The sequence below is a fragment of the Corallococcus exercitus genome (assembly GCF_003611585.1).
GTDB classification, from domain to species: domain Bacteria; phylum Myxococcota; class Myxococcia; order Myxococcales; family Myxococcaceae; genus Corallococcus; species Corallococcus exercitus.
Genome location: NZ_RAVW01000159.1, coordinates 1 through 19,943 on the forward strand (window position 1 = coordinate 1; position 19,943 = coordinate 19,943).

Annotated in this window: 3 protein-coding genes; 1 reads left to right on the forward strand and 2 read right to left on the reverse strand. The window is 71.8% G+C overall.

All coding sequences use genetic code 11. From position 1 onward, the window contains the following. Window positions 1–17,968: non-ribosomal peptide synthase/polyketide synthase (locus D7W79_RS20385; protein WP_120527054.1), on the reverse strand; the 17,968-nt coding region annotated here is incomplete at its 3' end. A gap of 281 nt (window positions 17,969–18,249) precedes the next feature. On the opposite strand from D7W79_RS20385, the gene D7W79_RS20390 reads away from it, so the two are divergent. Then, the gene (locus D7W79_RS20390; protein ID WP_120527055.1) at window positions 18,250–18,723 is read left to right on the forward strand and encodes a GNAT family N-acetyltransferase; all 474 of its coding nucleotides are present in this window, start codon (window positions 18,250–18,252) and stop codon (window positions 18,721–18,723) included. Window position 18,724: 1 nt separating this feature from the next. On the opposite strand, the gene D7W79_RS20395 is transcribed toward D7W79_RS20390, so the two are convergent. Beyond that, window positions 18,725–19,777 (reverse strand): oxidoreductase, encoded by a 1,053-nt coding sequence (locus D7W79_RS20395; RefSeq protein WP_120527056.1) that lies wholly within the window; start codon window positions 19,775–19,777, stop codon window positions 18,725–18,727. Window positions 19,778–19,943 lie beyond the last annotated feature (166 nt).

Genomic DNA, 19,943 nt, shown 5'->3' on the forward strand with positions numbered 1-19,943 from the left:
GGACCGGGGCGTGCGTGACGGGCGGAGGGACGGGCCATGTCCGGCGTTCGGCCTCGGTGGCCAGCGGCAGGCGGGAGAGGGGCTCCTCGGGCCGGGCCAGCGCCGCGCCGAGCAGCACCTGGAGGTGCTCCAGCATCCGCCGGGCGGTGGAGGCGTCGAACAGCTCCGTCGCGTACTCCAGCGCGCCGTGAACGCGGCCGGGCTCCTCGGTGAGGATGAGCGTCAGGTCCGACAGCGTGGCGCCCCACTGCACGGGCGTGCCCGGCACCTCGATGAAGGTTCCCCGCGCCCCGACGGCCGCCAGCGCGTCGCCGCCCATCTCCAGATTCGAGTGGTAGACGAAGACCGTGTCCGTCATGCGCTCACGGCCGATGTCCCGGCCGGGGACGAGCTGTTCGACGAGCAGCTCGAAGGGCACGTCCGGCCGCGATTGCACGTCGGTGACCTCGCGCCGCACGCGGTGCAGGAGCTCGCGGAAGCTCGGGTCATCCCCGACGTGGGTGCGGAATGCGGCGGAGTGCGCCACGTAGCCGATGAGCGGCAGCAGCTCCGGCCGCGTGCGGTTGCCGATGGGCGTGCCGACGATGAGGTCCGTCTGCCCGGTGTAGCGGTGCAGGAGGGCGTTCCACGCGGCGAGCACCGTCATGTACGACGTGAAGCCCTCACTGCGTCCAAAGGCGATGAGCGCCTCGGTGAGCGCGGGTGGGAAGTCCAGCACCATGCGCTCGGAGGTGAGCGGGCAGCTCGCGGGCCGGGGCCGGTCCGTGGGGACGCCGAGCTGCCGGGGCATGCCGGCCAGCCGCTGACGCCACCACTGCTCCTGTTCGGGGAAGCGGGCCTCCGCGAGCGACTGCCGCTGCCACGCGCCGAAGTCCGCGTACTGCACGGGCAGGGGCGCCAGCGGGGACGGCCTGCCCTGGAGGAAGGCGGCGTAGAGCTGCCCCACCTCCTGGAGGAAGAGGGCCGTGGAGAGCGTGTCACAGACGATGTGGTGGATGGCGCAGACCAGCAGGTGCAGGTCCGCGCGCAGGCGCACGAGCGTGGTGCGCAGCACGGGGCCGTGCACCAGGTCGAACGGGCGCGCGGCGTCCTCGCGGGCGATGCGGAGGGCGGCCTCCTCGCGTTCCTCCGGCGCGCCTTCCACCTCCACGACGGGAAGCGGGATGCGCACGAAGGGATGGAAGCGCTGCATGGGCCGGCCGTCCACGGCGTCGTAGGTGGTGCGCAGGGCCTCGTGGCGCTGGACGACCTCCTGGATGGCGCGCTCCAGGATGGCGGCGTCGGCGGGGCCTTCCAGGCGCAGGACGAAGGGAATCGTGTAGGCGGACAGGCCGGGGAGGTACTGCTCCAGGCGCCAGACGCGCTCCTGGACGAAGGACAGGGGCAGCGGCTCCGTCCGGGAGCGGGGCACGAGGGGCAGCTCTCGCGTGGGCTCCTGGGTGGGGGCGTGCTGGAGCAGCGGCTCGATGCGGGAGGCAAGCCCCGCGACGGTGGGCGCTTCGAAGAGGGCGGCCAGCGGCACCTGGACGTGGAAGGTGTCGCGGAGCTGGTTGAGGAGCTGCGCGGCCATGAGCGAGTTGCCGCCCAGTTCCAGGAAGTTGTCGTCGCGTCCGACGAAGTCCACGCCCAGGCGCTCACGCCACAGCGTGGCGATCCGCACCTCCACGTCACCGCGAGGCGCATCCTCACGGCCGCCGGGGAGAGGAAGGGCAGGGGGCTCGGCGGAGGGCAGCGCCCGCGCGGCCGGAGACAGCGGGGCCTGGGGGGCTGTCACTGCGCCCGTGCTCGCGGGCAGTGTCGTTGCCTCCGTGGCAGGCACGGCCCTGGAGGCGGAGGACAGGGCCTCCGTCCGGGCTCCAGCCTCGGCGATGTGTTGCTGTGGTGCGGCCGTCTGAGCGGCGCCTGGTCCATGACCGCCCGCGTCCACCAACGCACTGCCAGGGACGCGAGGCTCCACCCAGCAGCGCTTGCGCAGGAACGCGTACGTCGGCAGGTGCACGCGGCGGCGCTGCTCGTGGGCGTAGAACGCGGTCCAGTCCACCTCCAGGCCCTGCATCCACAGCTCACCCACGCACTGCAACAGCCCGGACTGCTCCGTCGTCGCACCGCCCCGGCGCAGCGAAGCGAGCGCCTTCACGCGCTCCTTGTCCTCGCCCAGGCACGCGCGCATCAGCGGGGTGAGGTCCTGGCCGGGCCCCACCTCCAGCAGCACGCTGCAGCCCTCTTCCAGCAGGGCCCCCACCGCGTCGGTGAAGCGCACGGGCTGCCGCATCTGCGTGGCCCAGTAGTCCGGAGCGCTCAGCTCCCCTGGCCGCGCCAGCGCGCCCGTGAGGCTGGAGACGTACCGCACGGAAGGCTCATGCCTCTCGAGCGAAGCCACCACGCGCGCCAGCTCTCCCATCAACGGCTCCACGTCCGCCGAGTGGAACGCATGACCCGACGGCATGCGCACCGCGCCCGCCTTGCGCTGCTGCAACACCGCCTGGAAGCGCTCCACCTCGTCCACGGGCCCGGAGACGACACATCGGTCCGGAGCGTTGATCGCCGCGAGCGTCAGCCGGCCGGAGAGCAGGGGCTGCACCTCCGCCGCAGGCAACGCCACGCCAAGCATCGCGCCCGGAGGCAGCCGGTGCATCAGCTCGCCTCGGGCAACGGCCAGCCGCAGGGCCTCCGGCAGGGAGAGCACGCCCGCGACACAGGCGGCGGCGTACTCACCGAAGCTGTGTCCCAGCACCGCGTGCGGAACGATGCCCCACTCCCGCCACAGCCGGGCCAGGGCCACCTGCACCGTGAACAGGGCAGGCAGCGCGACGCGCGTATCGGCGAGCGCGGCGGAAGCCTCCTCCTCCTGGCCCGGTCCCGGACGCAGCAGCGCGTCCACGCGCGAGCGCAGGGGCGCGTCCAGCAATCCAAGGCACGCCTCCACCTGCGCGCGGAACGCCGGCACGGATGCGCACAGCTCCCGTCCCATGCCGACCTGCTGTGAGCCCTGGCCGGAGAAGACGAAGGCCACGCGCTTCCGGCGGGCCCCCTCCACATCCTTCAACCGCGCGGGCGTGGCCGGCTTGCGAAGCTGCTTCGCCAGTTCCTCCGCATCCCTCGCGACCACCACGCGCCGGTACTCGAAGGCCCGCCGTCCCACGGCCTGCGTGTACGCCGCGTCCGCGAACCCGCTCCCGTCGCTCGCGACCTCCACGGCGAACCGGGCCGACAACGCCTCCAGGGACTCCGGCGAGCGCGCCGACAGCACCCGCAGCGCGAGCTGCTTCGCCGCCGCCTCCAACGCTTCCGGCGAACGCGCGGCCAGCACCTGATCCGCCAGCTTCAACGACGCCGCCTCCAGCGCCTCCGGAGACCGGTCCGCCAGCACGTGCGACGCCAGCGCCAGCGCCCCCGCCTCCAGGGACTCCGGCGAGCGAGCTGACAACACGAAGAGCTGGTGCGAGCGCGCCGTCGGCCCGCTCCGGACGACCGGTGCCTCTTCCAGCACGGCGTGCGCGTTCGTCCCGCCCACGCCAAAGGAGCTCACCGCCGCGCGCCGGGGCGTCTTCCCCCGGGGCCACGGCCGCAGGCGCGTGTTGACGAAGAACGGCCCCGCGTTGAAGTCGATCCTCGGGTTCGGTGACTCGAAGTGGAGGCTGGGGGGAATCTCCTCCTCACGCAGCGACAGCGCGGCCTTGATGAGCCCCGCGAGCCCCGCCACCGTGTCCAGGTGGCCCACGTTCGTCTTGAGCGAGCCGAGCGCGATGGTGCCCTGGTGCTCGGGGCCCAGGCCGTAGGCGCGCTGGAGCGCCGCGACCTCGATGGGGTCGCCCAGGGGCGTCGCCGTCCCGTGCGCCTCCACGTAGCCGATGTCCCGCGCCGTCACGCCCGAGCGCCGCAGTGCCTGGGTGATGACGGTCGCCTGCCCCTGCACGCTGGGCGCGGTGAAGCCGGACTTGTCGCGCCCGTCGTTGTTGACGGCGGTGGCTCGGATGACGGCGTGGATGGGGTCGCCGTCGCGGACCGCGTCCTCCAGCCGCTTGAGGACCACCGCGGCCACGCCGCTGCCGGAGACGGTGCCCTGGCCCTTCGCATCGAAGGCGCGGCAGTGGCCGTCCGGGGAGTAGATCATCCCCTCCTGGTGCACGTAGCCGGTGCGCTGCGGCACCGACAGCCGCGTCGCGCCCGCGAGCGCCACGTCCGACAGGCCGGACAGCAGGTTCTGACACGCGACGTGCACCGCCACGAGCCCCGTGGAGCACGCCGTGTAAACGAGCATGCTCTCGCCGGTGAGTCCCAGCTTGTAGGACACCTTCGTCGGCAGGCTCTGGTAGGTCGCGGTGCCGAACAGCTCGAAGAACGCCGCCGAGTCCAACGGCAGGTGCCGCTGCACCTCGTTCGCGTAGCCGGACTCGTTCGCCCCCGCGAAGAGGGAGATGACGCCCGGGAAGCGAGCGGGGTCGAGGCCCGCGTCCTCCAGCGCCGCCCATGCGCACTGGAGGAACATCCGCTGCTGCGGGTCGGTCCACTGCGCCTCGCGCAGGGACATGTCGAAGAACGCGGGATCGAACTGGTCGATGTCCGCGAGCACGCCGTGGGCAGGCACGAACCCCGGATGCTGTGACAGCTCCACGCCCGGAGGCAGGCCGGGCATGGACTCCAGTTCCTCGGGAGTGAAGCGGGAGATGGACTCGACGCCTTCGCGCAGGTTGCGCCAGAACTCCTCCACCGACGCCGCACCGGGGAAGCGCCCGGACATGCCGATGATGGCGATGGCGTTCGACGGCAGCGCCGAAGTCCCGTCCGTCGCGGTCCCGGAAGGCACGGGCACAGGCACGGACTGCGCAGGCACGGAGGTGGAAGGCACGGGCGCGGAGTCGGAGGCAGGCCCCGAAGACACGGGCGCAGGCGCGGAAGCGGGACCCGAAGACACGGGCGCAGAGGCGGAAGGCATTGGCGCGGAGGCGGAAGCGGAGCCTGGAGGCACCGACACGGACCGCACGGTGCTGGCCGTCTGCGCCAATGACGCGGACTCCGGGCGCACGTGTGCTCCGGACGTCGGCGTGGGCACGGTGCCCATGCGCGCGCTCAGCCCTTCGCGCTCCAGCCTCCGGGCCAGTCCATGGACCGTGGGGTGCTCGAAGAGCCAGACCACGGGCACGTCGCGCTGGAGCGCCTCGTGCAGCCGGCTGGCGACGCGGACCACGGTGAGCGACGTGCCGCCCAGATCCTCGAAGAAGTGGTCATGAACGCCAACGCTCCGGGCGCCCAGCTCCCGGGCCCAGACGGCGGCCAGCTGTTCCTCCAACGGATCCGCGGGCTCCACGAACCGGCCCTTGCGCGCACTGGCCGCGACGTCCGGCGCGGGCAGGGCCTTCCGGTCCAGCTTGCCGGTGGCGGAGAGCGGCAGGACGGGCAGCGCGACGAACGCGGCCGGGACCATGTACTCGGGCAGCCGCTGCCGCAGGTGTTCACGCAGCGCGGGGATGTCCAGTGCGCCAGCCACCACGTAGGCCACCAGCCGCTTGTCACCGGGCACGTCCTCGCGCACGAGCACCGCCGCGTCGGTGAGGGCGGGCCAGTCCCGCAGGGCGGCTTCGACCTCGGACAGCTCGATACGGTAGCCGCGCACCTTCACCTGGCTGTCGATGCGGCCCAGGAACTCCAGGCTCCCATCCGCGCGCCAGCGCACGCGGTCGCCCGTGCGGTACACGCGCTCTCCGGGCGTGGTGGCGAAGGGGTGGGGGATGAAGCGCTCGGCGGTGAGGTCCGGGCGGGAGAGGTAGCCCCGCGCGAGCCCGTCCCCTCCAATGAGCAGCTCCCCCGGCACGCCCACGGGCACCGGCCGCAGCGAGCCGTCCACCACGAACGTCCGCGTGTTCGGCAGGGGAGGCCCGATGGGAATGGCCTCGGTCCGGACGTCCTCGGGCCGCTCCATGCGGAGGCAGCAGGCGAAGACGGTGGCCTCGGTGGGGCCATAGCCGTTGACCACCGGCAGGCCCAGCATCTCCACCACGCGGCGCGTGTGCGTGGGGGACAGCACGTCCCCGCCCACGATGAGCTGCCGCAGTCCACGCAGCACCTCCAGCTTCACGTCCACCACCTGCGCGAACAAGCCCGCGGACAGGTAGAGCGACGTGACACCGTGACGGCGGAGGACCTTCCCCAGCAGCTCCAGGTCGGTGGGGGGCTGGGGTGGGAAGACAACGAGCCTGCCGCCCGACAGGAGCGGGCCCCACAGCTCCAGCGTCGACGCGTCGAAGGACAGGGGCGCCATCAGCAGGAACGTCTCGTCCGGAGTGAAGCGGGCCCAGGTGGCACCGTGCAGGAGCCGCAGCACGCCCCGGTGCTCCACGGCGACGCCCTTGGGACGGCCGGTGCTGCCGGAGGTGAAGTCCACGTACGCGAGGTTCCGCGAGGAGAGCGTCACGTCCGGAGCGGAGGAAGGCTGCCCCTCCAGGCGAACCTCCTCCACGAAGACACACGGCACGTCCTCCGCGGCCGGCAGTGATGCCCGCAGCACGCGAGTGGTGACGAGCAGCCAGGGCGGAGCGTCCTCCAGCATGAGGGCCAGCCGCCGAGCCGGATACGCGGCATCCAGGGGCACGTAGGCCCCACCCGCCTTGAGGATGGCCAGGAGCGTGACGACCAGCTCCACGGAGCGCTCCAGGCACACGGCCACCAGCGCATCCGGTCCCACGCCCCGCGAGCGCAGCACCCAGGCCAGCGCATTCGCCCGGGCATCCAGCTGCGAGTACGTCAGCCGCGAGTCCCCGAACTCCAGCGCGATGGCCTCCGGACGCCGCGCGGCCTGGAGCGCGAAGCGTTCCGCGACGTTCGACTCGCGCGGATAGTCCACGTCCGTGGCGTTCCAGGTCGTGAGCACCTGCTCGCGCTCCCCGGGCGTGAGCCATTCCAGCCGGGCCAGCGGCACGTCCGGAGCAGCGACGACCGCGTCCAGCAACGTCAGCAGGTGGCCGGCCAGCCGCTCCACGGTGGGACGCTCGAAGAGGTCGGTGCTGTATTCGACGACACCGCGCAAGCCGTCCGGTGCCTCATGCAGCAGCAGGCCCAGGTCGAAGCGCGCGGTGGCGTTGTCCACCGGCACCGGCCGCAGCGTGAGCCCCGGTGCCTTCAGCTCGCCGGTGGGCGCGTTCTGGAGCGCGAACACCGCCTGCACCAGCGGATTGCGGCTCAGGTCGCGAGGCACCTGAAGCTCCTCCACCAGCTTCTCGAAGGGCAGGCCCTGGTGCTCGAAGGCGGCGAGCGCCGTGGCCCGCACCCGGGCCAGCAGCGAGCGGAACGAGTCCCCCGGACGCACGTGCCCGCGAAGCACCAGCGTGTTCACGAAGAAGCCGACCAGTCCCTCCAGCTCCGAGTGGTCCCGGCCCGCGATGGGCGAGCCCACCAGCAGCTCCTCCTGCCGCGAGTACCGCGACAGCAGCACCTGCCACACCGCGAGCAGCGCCATGTACGGCGTCGCGCCTTCCGAGCGGCCCAGCGTCACCAGCCGGTCCACCCCGTCCGACGGCAGGTGCACGGGAAGCAGTGCCCCCTTCGTGGACTGGAGCGCGGGACGCGCCTTGTCCGTGGGCAGCTCCAGCACCTGGGGCGCCCCGGCGAGGTGCTGCTTCCACCACGCCACCTCCCGCGCCAGCACGTCCCCCTGGAGCCAGGAGCGCTGCCACACGGCGAAGTCCGCGGGCTGCACGGGCAGCGCCGGCAACACGGGCGTCCGGCCGGAGGTGAACGCCTCGTAGGCCTCGGCCACCTCGCGGACCAGCACGCCCAGCGACCAGCCGTCGGAGACGATGTGGTGCATGCACAGGAGCAGCAGGTGCTCCCGTGACTCCAGCCGCAGCAGCCGCGTGCGAAGGACAGGGCCCCGGCCCAGGTCGAACGGAAGCGCGGCCTCCTCCACGGAGCGCCGCTGGGCCTCGTCCTCGCGGGACTCCCGGGGCGCGTTGGTCAGGTCCGTGACGGGCAGCTCCCACGCGCCGGCCGCGTGCACCCGCTGAACGGGCTGTCCGTCCTTCATCGCGAAGGTGGTGCGAAGGGCTTCGTGGCGGGAGACGACCCGCTCCAGGGCGCGGCGCAGCGCCTCCACGTCCAGCGCGCCGTCCAGCCGCAGCGCGGTGGCGATGTTGTAGTGACTGCCGCCCGGACGCAGTTGTTCCACCACCCACAGCCGCTGCTGCGCGAAGGACAGCGGCAGGTCCCGGTCCCGCGACGTGGCGACGAGCGCCGGGATGCGCGGACCCGCGACGCGCGAGAGGAGCAGGGCTTCCACCCGCTCCGTGAGCCGGGCGACGGTGGGCGCATCGAAGAGGGCGCGCAGCGGCAGCTCCACGCCGAAGGTCGAACGCAGCCGGGAGACGAGCTGCGTGGCCAGCAGCGAATGGCCCCCGATGACGAAGAAGTCGTCATGCAGCCCCACGGACTCCAGGCGGAGCAGCTCCTGGAACAGCGTGGCGATGCGCTGCTGGAACAGGGTCATCCGCTCCGGAGCCACGGGCCCGCTGGCGACCGAGCGCGCATCCGGAGCAGGCAGGGCCTTGCGGTCCACCTTGCCCACGGGAGTGAGCGGAAGCGCGTCCAGCGACACGAACGAGGAGGGCACCAGCGGCGCGGGAAGCCGTTCGGAGACGAAGGCGCGCAGTGCAGCCGCTTCCACCGGAGCGCCCGGCACGTACCACGCCACGAGGCGATCCTCGTTCACCCCGGCCACCGCGGCCTTCACCGACGGGTGCTGACGGACGATGGCCTCCACCTCGCTCAGTTCGATGCGGAAGCCGCGCAGCTTCACCTGCGTGTCCATGCGGCCCAGGAAGTCCAACGTCCCATCCGCCAGCCACCGCACGCGGTCGCCCGTGCGGTACAGCCGGGCCCCGGGCACATCGCCAAACGGGGAGGGCACGAAGCGCTCCGCCGTCAGCCCGGGGCGGCCCAGATAACCCCGGGCCAGTCCGTCACCGCCCAGGTACAGCTCGCCCGGGACACCCACGGGCACGGGCTGTAGTTGAGCATCCAGCACGTACGTCTGGACGCGCGTCATCGGCCGGCCGATGGGCACAGACGTCGCGTGCTCCGGCAGGTCCACGATGTCGTGCGTGGTAACGCCCACGGTGCACTCCGTGGGGCCATACAGGTTGACCAACCGGCCTGGAGGCCCCGCGCGCAGCACCGCGCGAGCCGCGTCCGCGTTCGCGGCCTCACCCGCGTAGATGACCACGCGCATCGTGGCGAACGCGTCTGGCACCTCGCGCGCCACGGTGTGGAACAGCGCCGTGGCGAACAGGGCCGTGGTGGCGCCCACCTCGCGCAGCGTGCGCGCCAGTTCCGCCGGAGCCAGCGTCACCTCACGCGACAGGATGACGAGCCGGGCACCGTTGAGCAGCGCGCCCCAGACCTCGAAGGTCGCCAGGTCGAACGAAGGCGTCCCCGCCTGCACCATGCAGTCGTCCGGCCCCAGCTGGACGTAGTTCGTGTCCCGCACCAGGTGCACGATGGAGTGGTGCGTGATGCCCACGCCCTTGGGCGTGCCCGTGGAGCCCGACGTGTAGAGCACGTACGCCAGCTGCTCCGGCCGCGCGGCGACGTCCCCGGAAGCGAGCACGGGGGACGGATCGGCCTCGTCCGTGTCCAGGCACACCGTGGGCAGGGAATGCGAGGGGAGTGTGTTCAGCAAATCCCGCTGGCCCACCACCGCGGAGACACCCGAGTCCTCGAACATGAACGCGAGGCGGGAGCGCGGATAGGCAGGGTCCATGGGCACGTAGCAGCCGCCCGCCTCCAGGATGCCGAGCATCCCCACCACCAGCTCCAGCCCCCGCTCCACGCACAGCGCGACGCGTGCCTCGGGCCGGAGTCCGGAGGCCCGCAGGCGCAACGCCAGCCGCCGCGCCCGTGCCGCCAGCGCCGAGTAGGTCAGCACCTGCCCCTCGTGCTGGACGGCCACCGCGTCGGGAGCGCGGAGGACCTGGGCCGCGAACAGCTCCGGCACGGTGTGGGGCGTCAGCGGACGGTGCGTGGCGTTCCAGTCCACGAGCACGCGCTGGCGTTCATCACCGCCGAGCAGCGAGTGCTCCCGAACCGATGCGTCGGGGCGGGCCGTGAGCGCGCCGAGCAGCACCTCGAAGTGCGCCATCATCCGGGTGACGGTGGAGGCGTCGAAGAGGTCGGTGCTGAAGTTGAGGTCACCGCTGAACGCGCCGTCCCGCTCCTGGAGGCTGAAGTCCAGGTCGAACTTCGCGGTGGTGATGGCCCCGCCGCGCAGCTCCAGCCGCAGGCCGGGAATGTCCAGCGCGTCCACCGGAGCGTTCTGGAAGGTGAACGCCACCTGGAACAGCGGAGAGCGGCTCAGGTCCCGAGCGCCCTGCATCCCCTCCACCAGCTTCTCGAAGGGGAGGTCCTGGTGCGCATACGCCGCGAGCGTCGTCGCCTTCACCTGGGCCAGCAGCGTCCGGAACGAGGCCCCCGGGTCGATGCGCGCGCGCAGCACCAGCGTGTTGACGAAGAAGCCGATGAGCGCCTCCGTCTCCGCGCGGTTGCGGTTGGCGATGGCGGAGCCCACGAGCACGTCGTCCTGCCCCGCGTAGCGCGACAGCAGCAGTTGGAAGCCCGCGAGCAGCACCATGAACGGCGTGGCGCCTTCCCGGGCCGCCAGCGCCTTCACCGCTTCGGACACGCCCGTGGACAGCGACACGGGAAGCGACGCCCCCCGGAACGACTGCGCGGAGGGACGGGGCCGGTCGGTGGGCAACTCCAGCGCGGTGGGCGCGCCATCGAGCTGCTCACGCCACCACGCAAGCTGCGCCTGGAGCACATCCCCCTGGAGCCAGGAGCGCTGCCACACGGCGAAGTCCGCGTATTGGAGGGGCAGGGGCGCCAGCGCCGGAACCCGACCGGAAGCGAAGGCCCGGTACAGCGCGCCCAGCTCACGAGCGAAGACCCCGATGGACCAACCGTCGGAGACGATGTGGTGCAGCGTGAGGAGCAACCAGTGACGCCGTGAATCCAGCCGCAGCAGCACGGCGCGCACGAGAGGCCCCGTGCCCAGGTCGAAGGGCCGCACTGCTTCGGAGGCGGCGTGACGGTGCGCCTCGGCTTCACGGCGGTCCTCGGGAGTGGCCTCCAGCGAGACGACGGACAGCGTGAGCGTCGCATCGGAGTGGATCCGCTGGACCGGCGAGTCCCCCTCGGACGCGAACGTGGTGCGCAGGACTTCATGCCGTCGCACCAGGGCCTGGAGGGACCGCTCCAGCGCGGAGGCATCCAGCTCTCCGTCGAGCACCAGGATGCCGGGCACGTTGTAGAAGGCGCTGCCGGGCTGGAGTTGATCCAGGAACCACAGCCGCTGCTGCGCGTAGGACAGCGGCACGGGGCCGGAGCGAGGCACCGCCACGAGCGGCGGAGTCTCCGGAAGGGAATCTCCCCGCGAGCGCAGCGCCGTCACCCGGACCGCGAGCGTCTCCACCGTGGGCGCGGCGAAGAACTCGCCCAGCGGCAGCTCCACGCCCAGCGTCGACCGCAAGCGCGACACCACCTGCGTGGCCAGCAGGGAGTGGCCGCCCAGGTCGAAGAAGTCATCGTGGATGCCCACGCGAGCCACATGCAGCACTTCGGCGAAGAGCGCGGCGAGCTGTTCTTCCACCGCATCGCGAGGCGCGACGTACCGGTCCGCCGAGGCCACGGGGGACTCGGGAGCGGGAAGGGCGGAACGGTCGAGCTTGCCGTTGGCGTTGAGGGGCAGGGCCTCCAGCACCACGAAGGCACTGGGGATCATGTAGTCGGGGAGCCGCTCCTGGAGCGCGGCGCGCAGGGCCTTGCTGTCCAGGGACTCGCCGACGACGTAGGCCACCAGCCGCTTGTCTCCGGCGACGTCCTCGCGAACCACGGCCACGGCTTCCCGCACACCCGGCAGGAGGCGCAAGGCGGCCTCGACCTCACCTGGTTCGATGCGGAAGCCGCGCAGCTTCACCTGGAAGTCGGTGCGCCCCAGGAACTCCAACGTTCCATCCGCGCGCCAGCGCGTCCTGTCGCCGGTGCGGTAGAGCCGTGCACCCGGCGCCGTGCTGAACGGATGGGGCACGAAGCGCTCGGCGGTGAGGGCGGGTTGGTGGAGGTAGCCCCATGCCAGCCCTTCGCCGCCGACGTACAGCTCTCCAGGCAGGCCCGGAGGCACCGGCCGCATCGCCGGGTCCAGCACGTAGGCGGTGGAGTGGGGCAGCGGACGCCCGATGGGAACGGAGGCCCCCACCGTGTCGCCCGCATGCATCGGGTGGGTGGCGGAGAAGGTGGTGTTCTCGGTGGGCCCGTAGCCGTTGATCAGCACCGCGCCCGAAGGCAACCGGGCCAGGTGCTCCCGCACACGGGAAGCCGGGAGCACATCACCGCCCGCCAGCACCTGCGCCACGGAAACGAGGGCCTCCGGATGGTGCACGGCCATCTGCTCGAAGAGGGAGGCCGTGAGCCACAACGTGGTGACCTTGTGCCCGGTGAGGACGTCCGCGATGCGCGCGAGGGACAGCTCCCCCGGAGGCGCGAGCACGAGCCGGGCGCCATGAAGCAGCGCCCCCCAGATTTCGAGGGTGGACGCATCGAACGCGGCCGGCGCGAGCTGCAGGACGACCTCCTCCGGACCGAAGCGCATGAAGCCGGTGTCCACCACCAGCCGCAGCACGGCGCGATGCGGAACACAGACGCCCTTGGGCGTCCCCGTGGAGCCCGAGGTGAAGAGGACATAGGCCAGCCGGTCCCCCTCCGAGCGCTGCTCCAGCACAGCGTTCTCCGAACGTGACGCCACCCGGGCCGCGTCCGCATCCAGCAGCACCAGCGGCGTCATCAGCGACGGAAGCTCATCCGCGAGTGCCTCCAGCGTGACGACCACCGCCGCCCCGGACTGCTCCAGCAGCAGGGACCAGCGCTCGGGAGGGGCATGCAGGTCGATGGGGACATAAGCCGCCCCGGCCTTGAGCACGGCCAGCAGCGCGACAATGAGGTCCGGCGAGCGGGGCAACAGCACCGCGACGCGGCTGCCCTCCGCGATGCCCGAAGCGCGCAGGTGATGCGCGAGCTGGTTCGCCCGGGCCTCCAGCCGCGCATAGGTCAGGGTGCCGGCCTCGGACTCGAGCGCCACCGCGTCCGGCGTCCGCGCGACCTGCTCCGCGAAGCGAGCCGGGATGGACTGCGTGGAGAAGTCCCGGACGCAGGAAGCCCCGCTCCAGTCCTCCAGCACCTGGCGCCGTGCCTCCGTAGGCATGAGCGGCAGGCGCTCCGCCGGAACCTCCAGCTGTCCGGGAAGCGCTTCCAGCAACGTGGCGTAGCCCCGCATCAACTCCTGGAGGAAGGCCGCGTCGAAGAGGTCGGTGTTGTAGTGAAGGCTCCCGCTGAAGCCCTCCGGCGACTCCTCCAGGATGAGGCTGAAGTCGTACTTCGACGGAGTGAAGGACGGAGGCAGCTCGCGCAGCGTGAGGTCCGGGAGTCGCCACTCCGCGGTGGGCGCGTTCTGGAGGGTGAGGGTGACCTGGAAGAAGGGCGAGTGGCTCGGGTCGCGCGCGGGCTGGAGCTCCTCCACCAGCTTCTCGAAGGGAACGTCCTGGTGTTCGAAGGCGCCGAGCGTGGTGGTGCGCACCTGCGCCAGCAGCGTCCGGAACGAAGCGCGCGGGTCGATGCGCGCACGCAGCACGAGCGTGTTGACGAAGAAGCCGATCAACCCCTCCGTCTCCGAACGCGTGCGGCCCGCGATGGGAGCGCCCACGCTGACGTCGTCCTGCCCGGCATACCGCGACAGCAGGAGCTGGTACGCGGCCAGCATCACCATGAACGGCGTGGCGCCTGACTGCCTCGCCACGGCATGCACGCCCTCCATGAGCTTCCGGGACAGTCGGACCGGGAGCAGGTCTCCAGAGAACGTCTGCACCGCCGGGCGAGGCCGGTCCGTGGGAAGCATCAAGAGCGGAGGCGCCCCCGTGAGCTGCTCACGCCACCACGCAAGCTGCGCCCGGAGCACATCCCCCTGAAGCCACTGCCGCTGCCACGCGGCGAAGTCCGCGTACTGGATGGGAAGCGGCGGAAGCGGAGCCTGCACGCCGGAAGCAAAGCCCCGGTACAGGGCCACCAGCTCGCGCACGAGCACCCCTGTGGACCAGCCATCCGAGGCGATGTGGTGCGTGAGCACGAGCAGCACGTGCCGCGTCTCCTCCAGCCGCACGAGCACCGCGCGGAAGAGCGGCCCCCGAGCCAGGTCGAAAGGCCGCTGTGCCTGTTCGGAGAAGAAGTCCCGCAGCCGGGCCTCGCGCGCGTCGAACGGCATGGCACCCGGCGCGACGGCATCGGTACCGGTCACATCTCGCTGTGTGGCTGCATGAGTGCCCGGGAGGGGCGTGCCCGCCGCCACAGCACCGAGGTCATCCGGCTGTCCCGCGTCGCGCGTGTGTTGAAAGCGGGCGTTCCGGTGCACTGCGGCTTCGGGCGTGCTCGGTGGCAGCGCGTCCAGGTCCACGACCTCGAACGGGCACGCAGCCTCGGCCGCGATGCGCTGGACAGGGCCATGTGCCCCGTCGGCGAACGTGGTGCGCAGCACCTCATGACGCTGGACCAACGCATCCAGGGCCTGCCTCAACGCGGGAACGTGGAGCACGCCTTCGAGCAGGACGCTCCCAGGCAGGTTGTAGGCAACGGAGCCAGGCTGAAGCTGCTCCAGGAACCACAGGCGCTGCTGCGCGAAGGACAGCGCCAACTCCCCGTCGCGAGGCACGGGCCGCAGGACCGGCGTCCGCGAACCCGGAGTCCGTCCCTGGGCCTCATCCAGGACGGACGCCAGGGCCGCGAGCGTGGGCGTCTTGAACACCGATCGCAGGGACAGCTCGACCTGCAACGCCGCCCGGATGCGCGAAAGGAGCTGCGTGGCGAGCAGCGAATGGCCGCCCAGCGCGAAGAAGTCGTCATGCACGCCCACGCGCTCCACGCGCAGCAGCTCCGCCCACAGCGAAGCCAGCCGCTCCTCCGTGGGCGTGCGCGGCGCCACGTACTCAGGAGCCACGGCCGCGACGACGTCCGGCGTGGGCAGGGCCTTGCGGTCGACCTTGCCGCTGGACGTCAGGGGCAGGACGTCCAGCGGGACGAAGGCCCCGGGCACCATGTACTCGGGGAGCTTCTCCGCGAGGAACGTCCGAAAGACCTCCGCCTCCGGCACGTCCGCCCCGCAGACGAGGTACGCCACCAGCCGCGTGTCGCTCGCCGTGATGCCGGGCAACGCCACGACGACGGCCTGCCGCACGGTCGGGTGCTGCTCCAGCGCGGCTTCAATCTCCCCCAGCTCGATGCGCAGCCCGCGCACCTTCACCTGGAAGTCGGTGCGGCCCAGGTACTCGATGGCGCCGTCGGGCAGCCACCGGGCGAGGTCCCCCGTGCGGTACAGCCGGGCCCCGGGCGTGTCGCTGTACGCGTCGGGGATGAAGCGCTCCGCGGTCAGGTCCGGCCGGCCCAGGTAGCCACGCCCCACCTGCACGCCTCCGATGAACAGCTCGCCGGGAACCCCCTGGGGCACCGGCCGCAGTGACGCATCCAGCAGCCGGATCCGCGTATTCGCCACCGGATGGCCGATGGGCACGGAGCGGCCCAGCGCCCCGCGCACGCACTCGTACGCGGTGACCTCCACCGCGGCCTCGGTGGGGCCATAGAGGTTGTGCAGCCGGATGCCGGGCAGCCGCGCCAGGCACCGCTCCGCGAGCTCCGACGGCAGCGCCTCACCGCTGCACACCACCCGGCGCAGCGATGCGCACCGCTCCAGACCGGACTCCTCCAGGAACGCCTGGAGCATGGACGGCACGAAGTGCGTGACGGTGATGCGCTCGTGCGCGATGAGGTCCGCCAGGTAGCCCGGCTCCTGGTGTCCCCCGGGCCGAGCCACCACCAGCCGCGCCCCCGTCATCAGCGGCCAGAAGAACTCCCATACGGACACGTCGAAGCTGTACGGCGTCTTCTGCAACACCACGTCGTCCGGTGACAGCGGCTGCGCCCCCTGCATCCAGAGGAGCCGGTTGACGATGCCCACGTGCGCGTTCATCGCGCCCTTCGGCCGTCCGGTGCTCCCGGAGGTGAAGATGACGTAGGCCAGAGCATCCTCGGAGGCCACCGCAGGCGGCGTCCCGGACGGCTGCCGCGCCACCTCCGCCCACTGGGAGTCCAACCGGAGCACCGGCACGCCGTCACCGGCCGGAAGCCGCGCCACCAGCCGCTCCTGGATGAGCACCACGGCGGGCCGGGCATCCTCGAACATCCACGCGAGCCGCTGCGCGGGCAGGGACGGATCCAGGGGAACGTACGCCCCTCCCGCCTTCAACGTCGCGAGCAGCGCCACCACCAGCTCCAGCGACCGCTCCAGCATCAACCCGACGCGAACCTCTGGCCCCACGCCCATCGGCCGCAGGTGCCACGCGAGCTGGTTGGCCCGCGCATCCAGCTGCGCATACGTGAGCGCCGTCTCTCCGAACGTGACGGCCACCGCGTCCGGGGTGCGCGCCACCTGCGCTTCCACCAGTTGATGCAGCAGTACCCCACGCGGGTACGCCTCACGGGGCCCGTTCCACGCCTGGAGCACGCGCTGCCGCTCCGCCGCATCCAGGAGGGACAACTCCGACAGGCGCGCCTCCGGACGGGAGACAGCGTCCTCCAGCAGGACGCGCAGGTGGCCCATCAGCCGCGCCATCGTGGCCTCGTCGAAGAGGGCGGTGCGGTACTCGGCGGTGAGGCGCAGGCCGTCCGCCTGTTCGAAGGCGAAGAGGGTCAGGTCGAACTGCGCGAAGCCACTGTCCACGAGCTGCGCGTCCAGCGACAACCCCGGCAGCCGCACGGCCGGGAGGGGCGTGTTCTGCAGGACGAACATCACCTGGAAGAACGGCGGCACGTCCAGGTGGCGCGGAGGCTGGAGGACCTCCACCAGCTTTTCGAACGGCACGTCCTGGTGCGCGAAGGCTTCCACCGACGTCGCCTGCACGCGGCCGATGAGCGCGCGGAACGACGGGTCCCCCGCGAGCGACGTGCGCAGCGCGAGCGTGTTGACGAACAACCCGACCAGCGGCTCCAGCTCCGCGCGCGAGCGTCCCGCGACAGGCGTGCCGACCGTGAGATCGTCTTGGCCGGAGTAGCGCAGGAGCAGCAGCTTGAAGCCCGCGATCAACACGGTGAACAGGGTGGTGCCCTCCTGTCCCGCCAGGGCGGTGAGCCGCTGGAGCAGCGTGCCGGGCAGCATCGCGGACACGGTCGCGCCCCGGCTGTCCACCTGTCCGGTTCGAGGCCGGTCCGTGGGCAACGACAGCACGGCCCGCGCATCCAGCCGCGCACGCCACACGTCGACCGCCGCCTCCAGCGCCTCGCCCTTCAACGCCTCGCGCTGCCACACGGAGAAGTCCGCGTACTGCAACGCCAGCGCGGGCAGCACCGGCGTTCCCCCGGAAGCCAGGGCCTCGTAGAGGACGCCCAGCTCGTGCACCAGCAGGCCCATGGACCAGCCGTCGGACACGGTGTGGTGCAGCGCCAGCAGCAACAGGTGTTCGGCTGGAGAGACGGCGAACAGCACGGCGCGCACCAGCGGCCCCTGCTCCAGGTCGAACGGCGCGCGGGCCTCCTCATGCAGCCGGCGCCAGGCCTCGTCGGCATCCGCCACCGGCACGACGGGCAAGGGCACGTCCAGCTCGGGCACGATGCGCTGCCATGGCCGTCCGTCCTGCTCCACGAAGGTGGTTCGCAGCACCGCGTGGCGGCGCACCACCTCGTTCAGGCTGCCTGCCAGTGAGGGCACGTCGAGCCGTCCCTCCAGGCGCACCGAATAGAGGAGGTTCAACCCCGCCTGCCCCGGCGCCAGCCGCTCCTGGAACCACATGCGCTCCTGACCGAACGACGCCGGGACACGGGACGTGGGGCGGCGCTTCTCGCGCAGCAATTCCGCCAGCCGCGCGCGCTTCTGCTCAGGGGTGGAAGCCATGGACCTGCGACTCCTTGGAGGGGGCCTCGCGAACGCTCGGGAAGGCGATGTGACGGGTTCCCGGGCTCGCGAGCGCGCGGGATAGTAGACAGTCCCTCCGACACGGCCGCAGCGATTTGCTCACGGGGGCCTGGCTGTCAGCCCGCTCGGGCGCGCGCACGTACGAACAGGGGAATATCGCGGGAATTCCGCTCCACGCCCGGTGTCTGGGAACGTGTCTCAGCGGTGTTTCACCGTGGTGGTGGAACGCCCGCGCCTGATGTTTCCACTAGACTTCGGGAATGCCTGAGTCCTCCCTGATCCGCGAAGCCGTGCCCACCGATGCCGCGCGGCTCACGCAGGTGCTGCGCGACGCCTTCGAGGAATACCGGGGCCGCCTGGATCCGCCCTCCAGCGCGCACGACAAGACGGAGGCCGTGGTCAGGCGCGAGCTTTCGGACGGCGGCGCCTTCGTCGCGGAGGCGGACGGCATCCTCGTCGGCTGCGTGTTCTTCCACCCGAAGGCGGATCACCTTTACCTGGACCGGCTCGCGGTGCTGCCGTCGTACCGGGGACAGGGCGTGTCGCTGCGCCTCATGCAGGCGGTGGAATCCAGAGCGCGCGAGCTGGGCCAGACGCGTGTGCGCCTGTCGGTCCGGCTCGCGCTCACGTCGCACCATGCGTGGTATGCGCGCCAGGGCTACGGCTTCCATTCCCACGGCACGCACGCGGGCTACACGTCGCCCACGTTCCTCGTGCTGGAGAAGGTGCTCTGACTCAGTCCCGAGGGGGCAGGGTGATGCGGCGGCCTTCCCGGTCGCTCTGGAGCGCAGCCTGGAGGACGCGCACGGTTTCGCTCGCGCTCAGGGCCGTCACGGGCACCGGCGCGCCGTGCAGGATCGCGGCGCCGAGCCGCCGGTAGAACTGGCCGTAGTCACCGGGCACGGTGGTGACGGTTTCTCCCGAGGCCAGCAACCGACCATGGCGCTCCGCGGGCTCGCGGCCGAAGTCCGGATGGCCGGGACGCAGGCCCGCTTCGAGCTGTCCTTCCTGCGGATCCAGCGCGGACTTCACGTACGCATCCCGGTCCCCCTGCAACACGAAGCGTGGCCACGGGTCGTGCACCACGGAGCCGGAGTGCAGCACCACGCGCAGCGTGCCGTAGCGCAGCACCAGGTGGAACCAGTCCGTGCCCTGCGCGCCCGGACGCTGCCGGCCCAGGTCCGCGGCCACGGATTCCGGCAGGCCGAAGAGCTGCACGGCCTGGTCGACGAGATGCGAGCCCAGATCCCACAGCGTGCCGCCGCCGGGCACGTCCTGCTCCTTCCAGCGCGCCTTCACCTGGGGCCGGAAGCGATCGAAGTGGCTCTCCACGCTGTAGAGCGTCCCCAGCCGTCCCTGCTCCAGCAGTTGACGCACGGTGAGGAAGTCACCGTCCCAGCGCCGGTTGTGGAACACGGTGAGGCACAGGCCCCGCTCCTTCGCGAGCGCGTCCAGCCGCAGCGCTTCCTCCGCGTCCAACGCGAAGGGCTTCTCCACCACCACGTGCTTCCCTGCGCGCAGCGCCTGTTCCGCGAGCGACGCGTGCACGTCATTGGGAGTGCACACGACGAGCACCTCCAGGTCCGGATCCGTCAGCAGCGACTCCACGGTGCCGGTGCGCACGCCCGGCCATTCGCGAGCCACGGCCTCCGCGCGGCTCGAAGCCACGGCGGCCAGGCTGAACGCGGGCTCCGCGGCGATGAGGGGCCCATGGAAGCGTGAGCCGGACAGGCCATAACCAAGGAGGCCCACCCGCAACGGGGAGCCGGGGACGCGAGCGGAGGTCATGGGCCGGGAGGGTAGCGGGAAGTGGCCCCGGTGCGGACAGACGTGAGGGCCTGCCCCTGCCGCCTTCGCGACACCGGCGCGACCGACAGGCCGCCAGCAGTGGGTCAATCCCTCTTACGACCCGAAGCTCTCCTCGAAGACGCCGCCTCGTGGAGCGCAGCGGTGG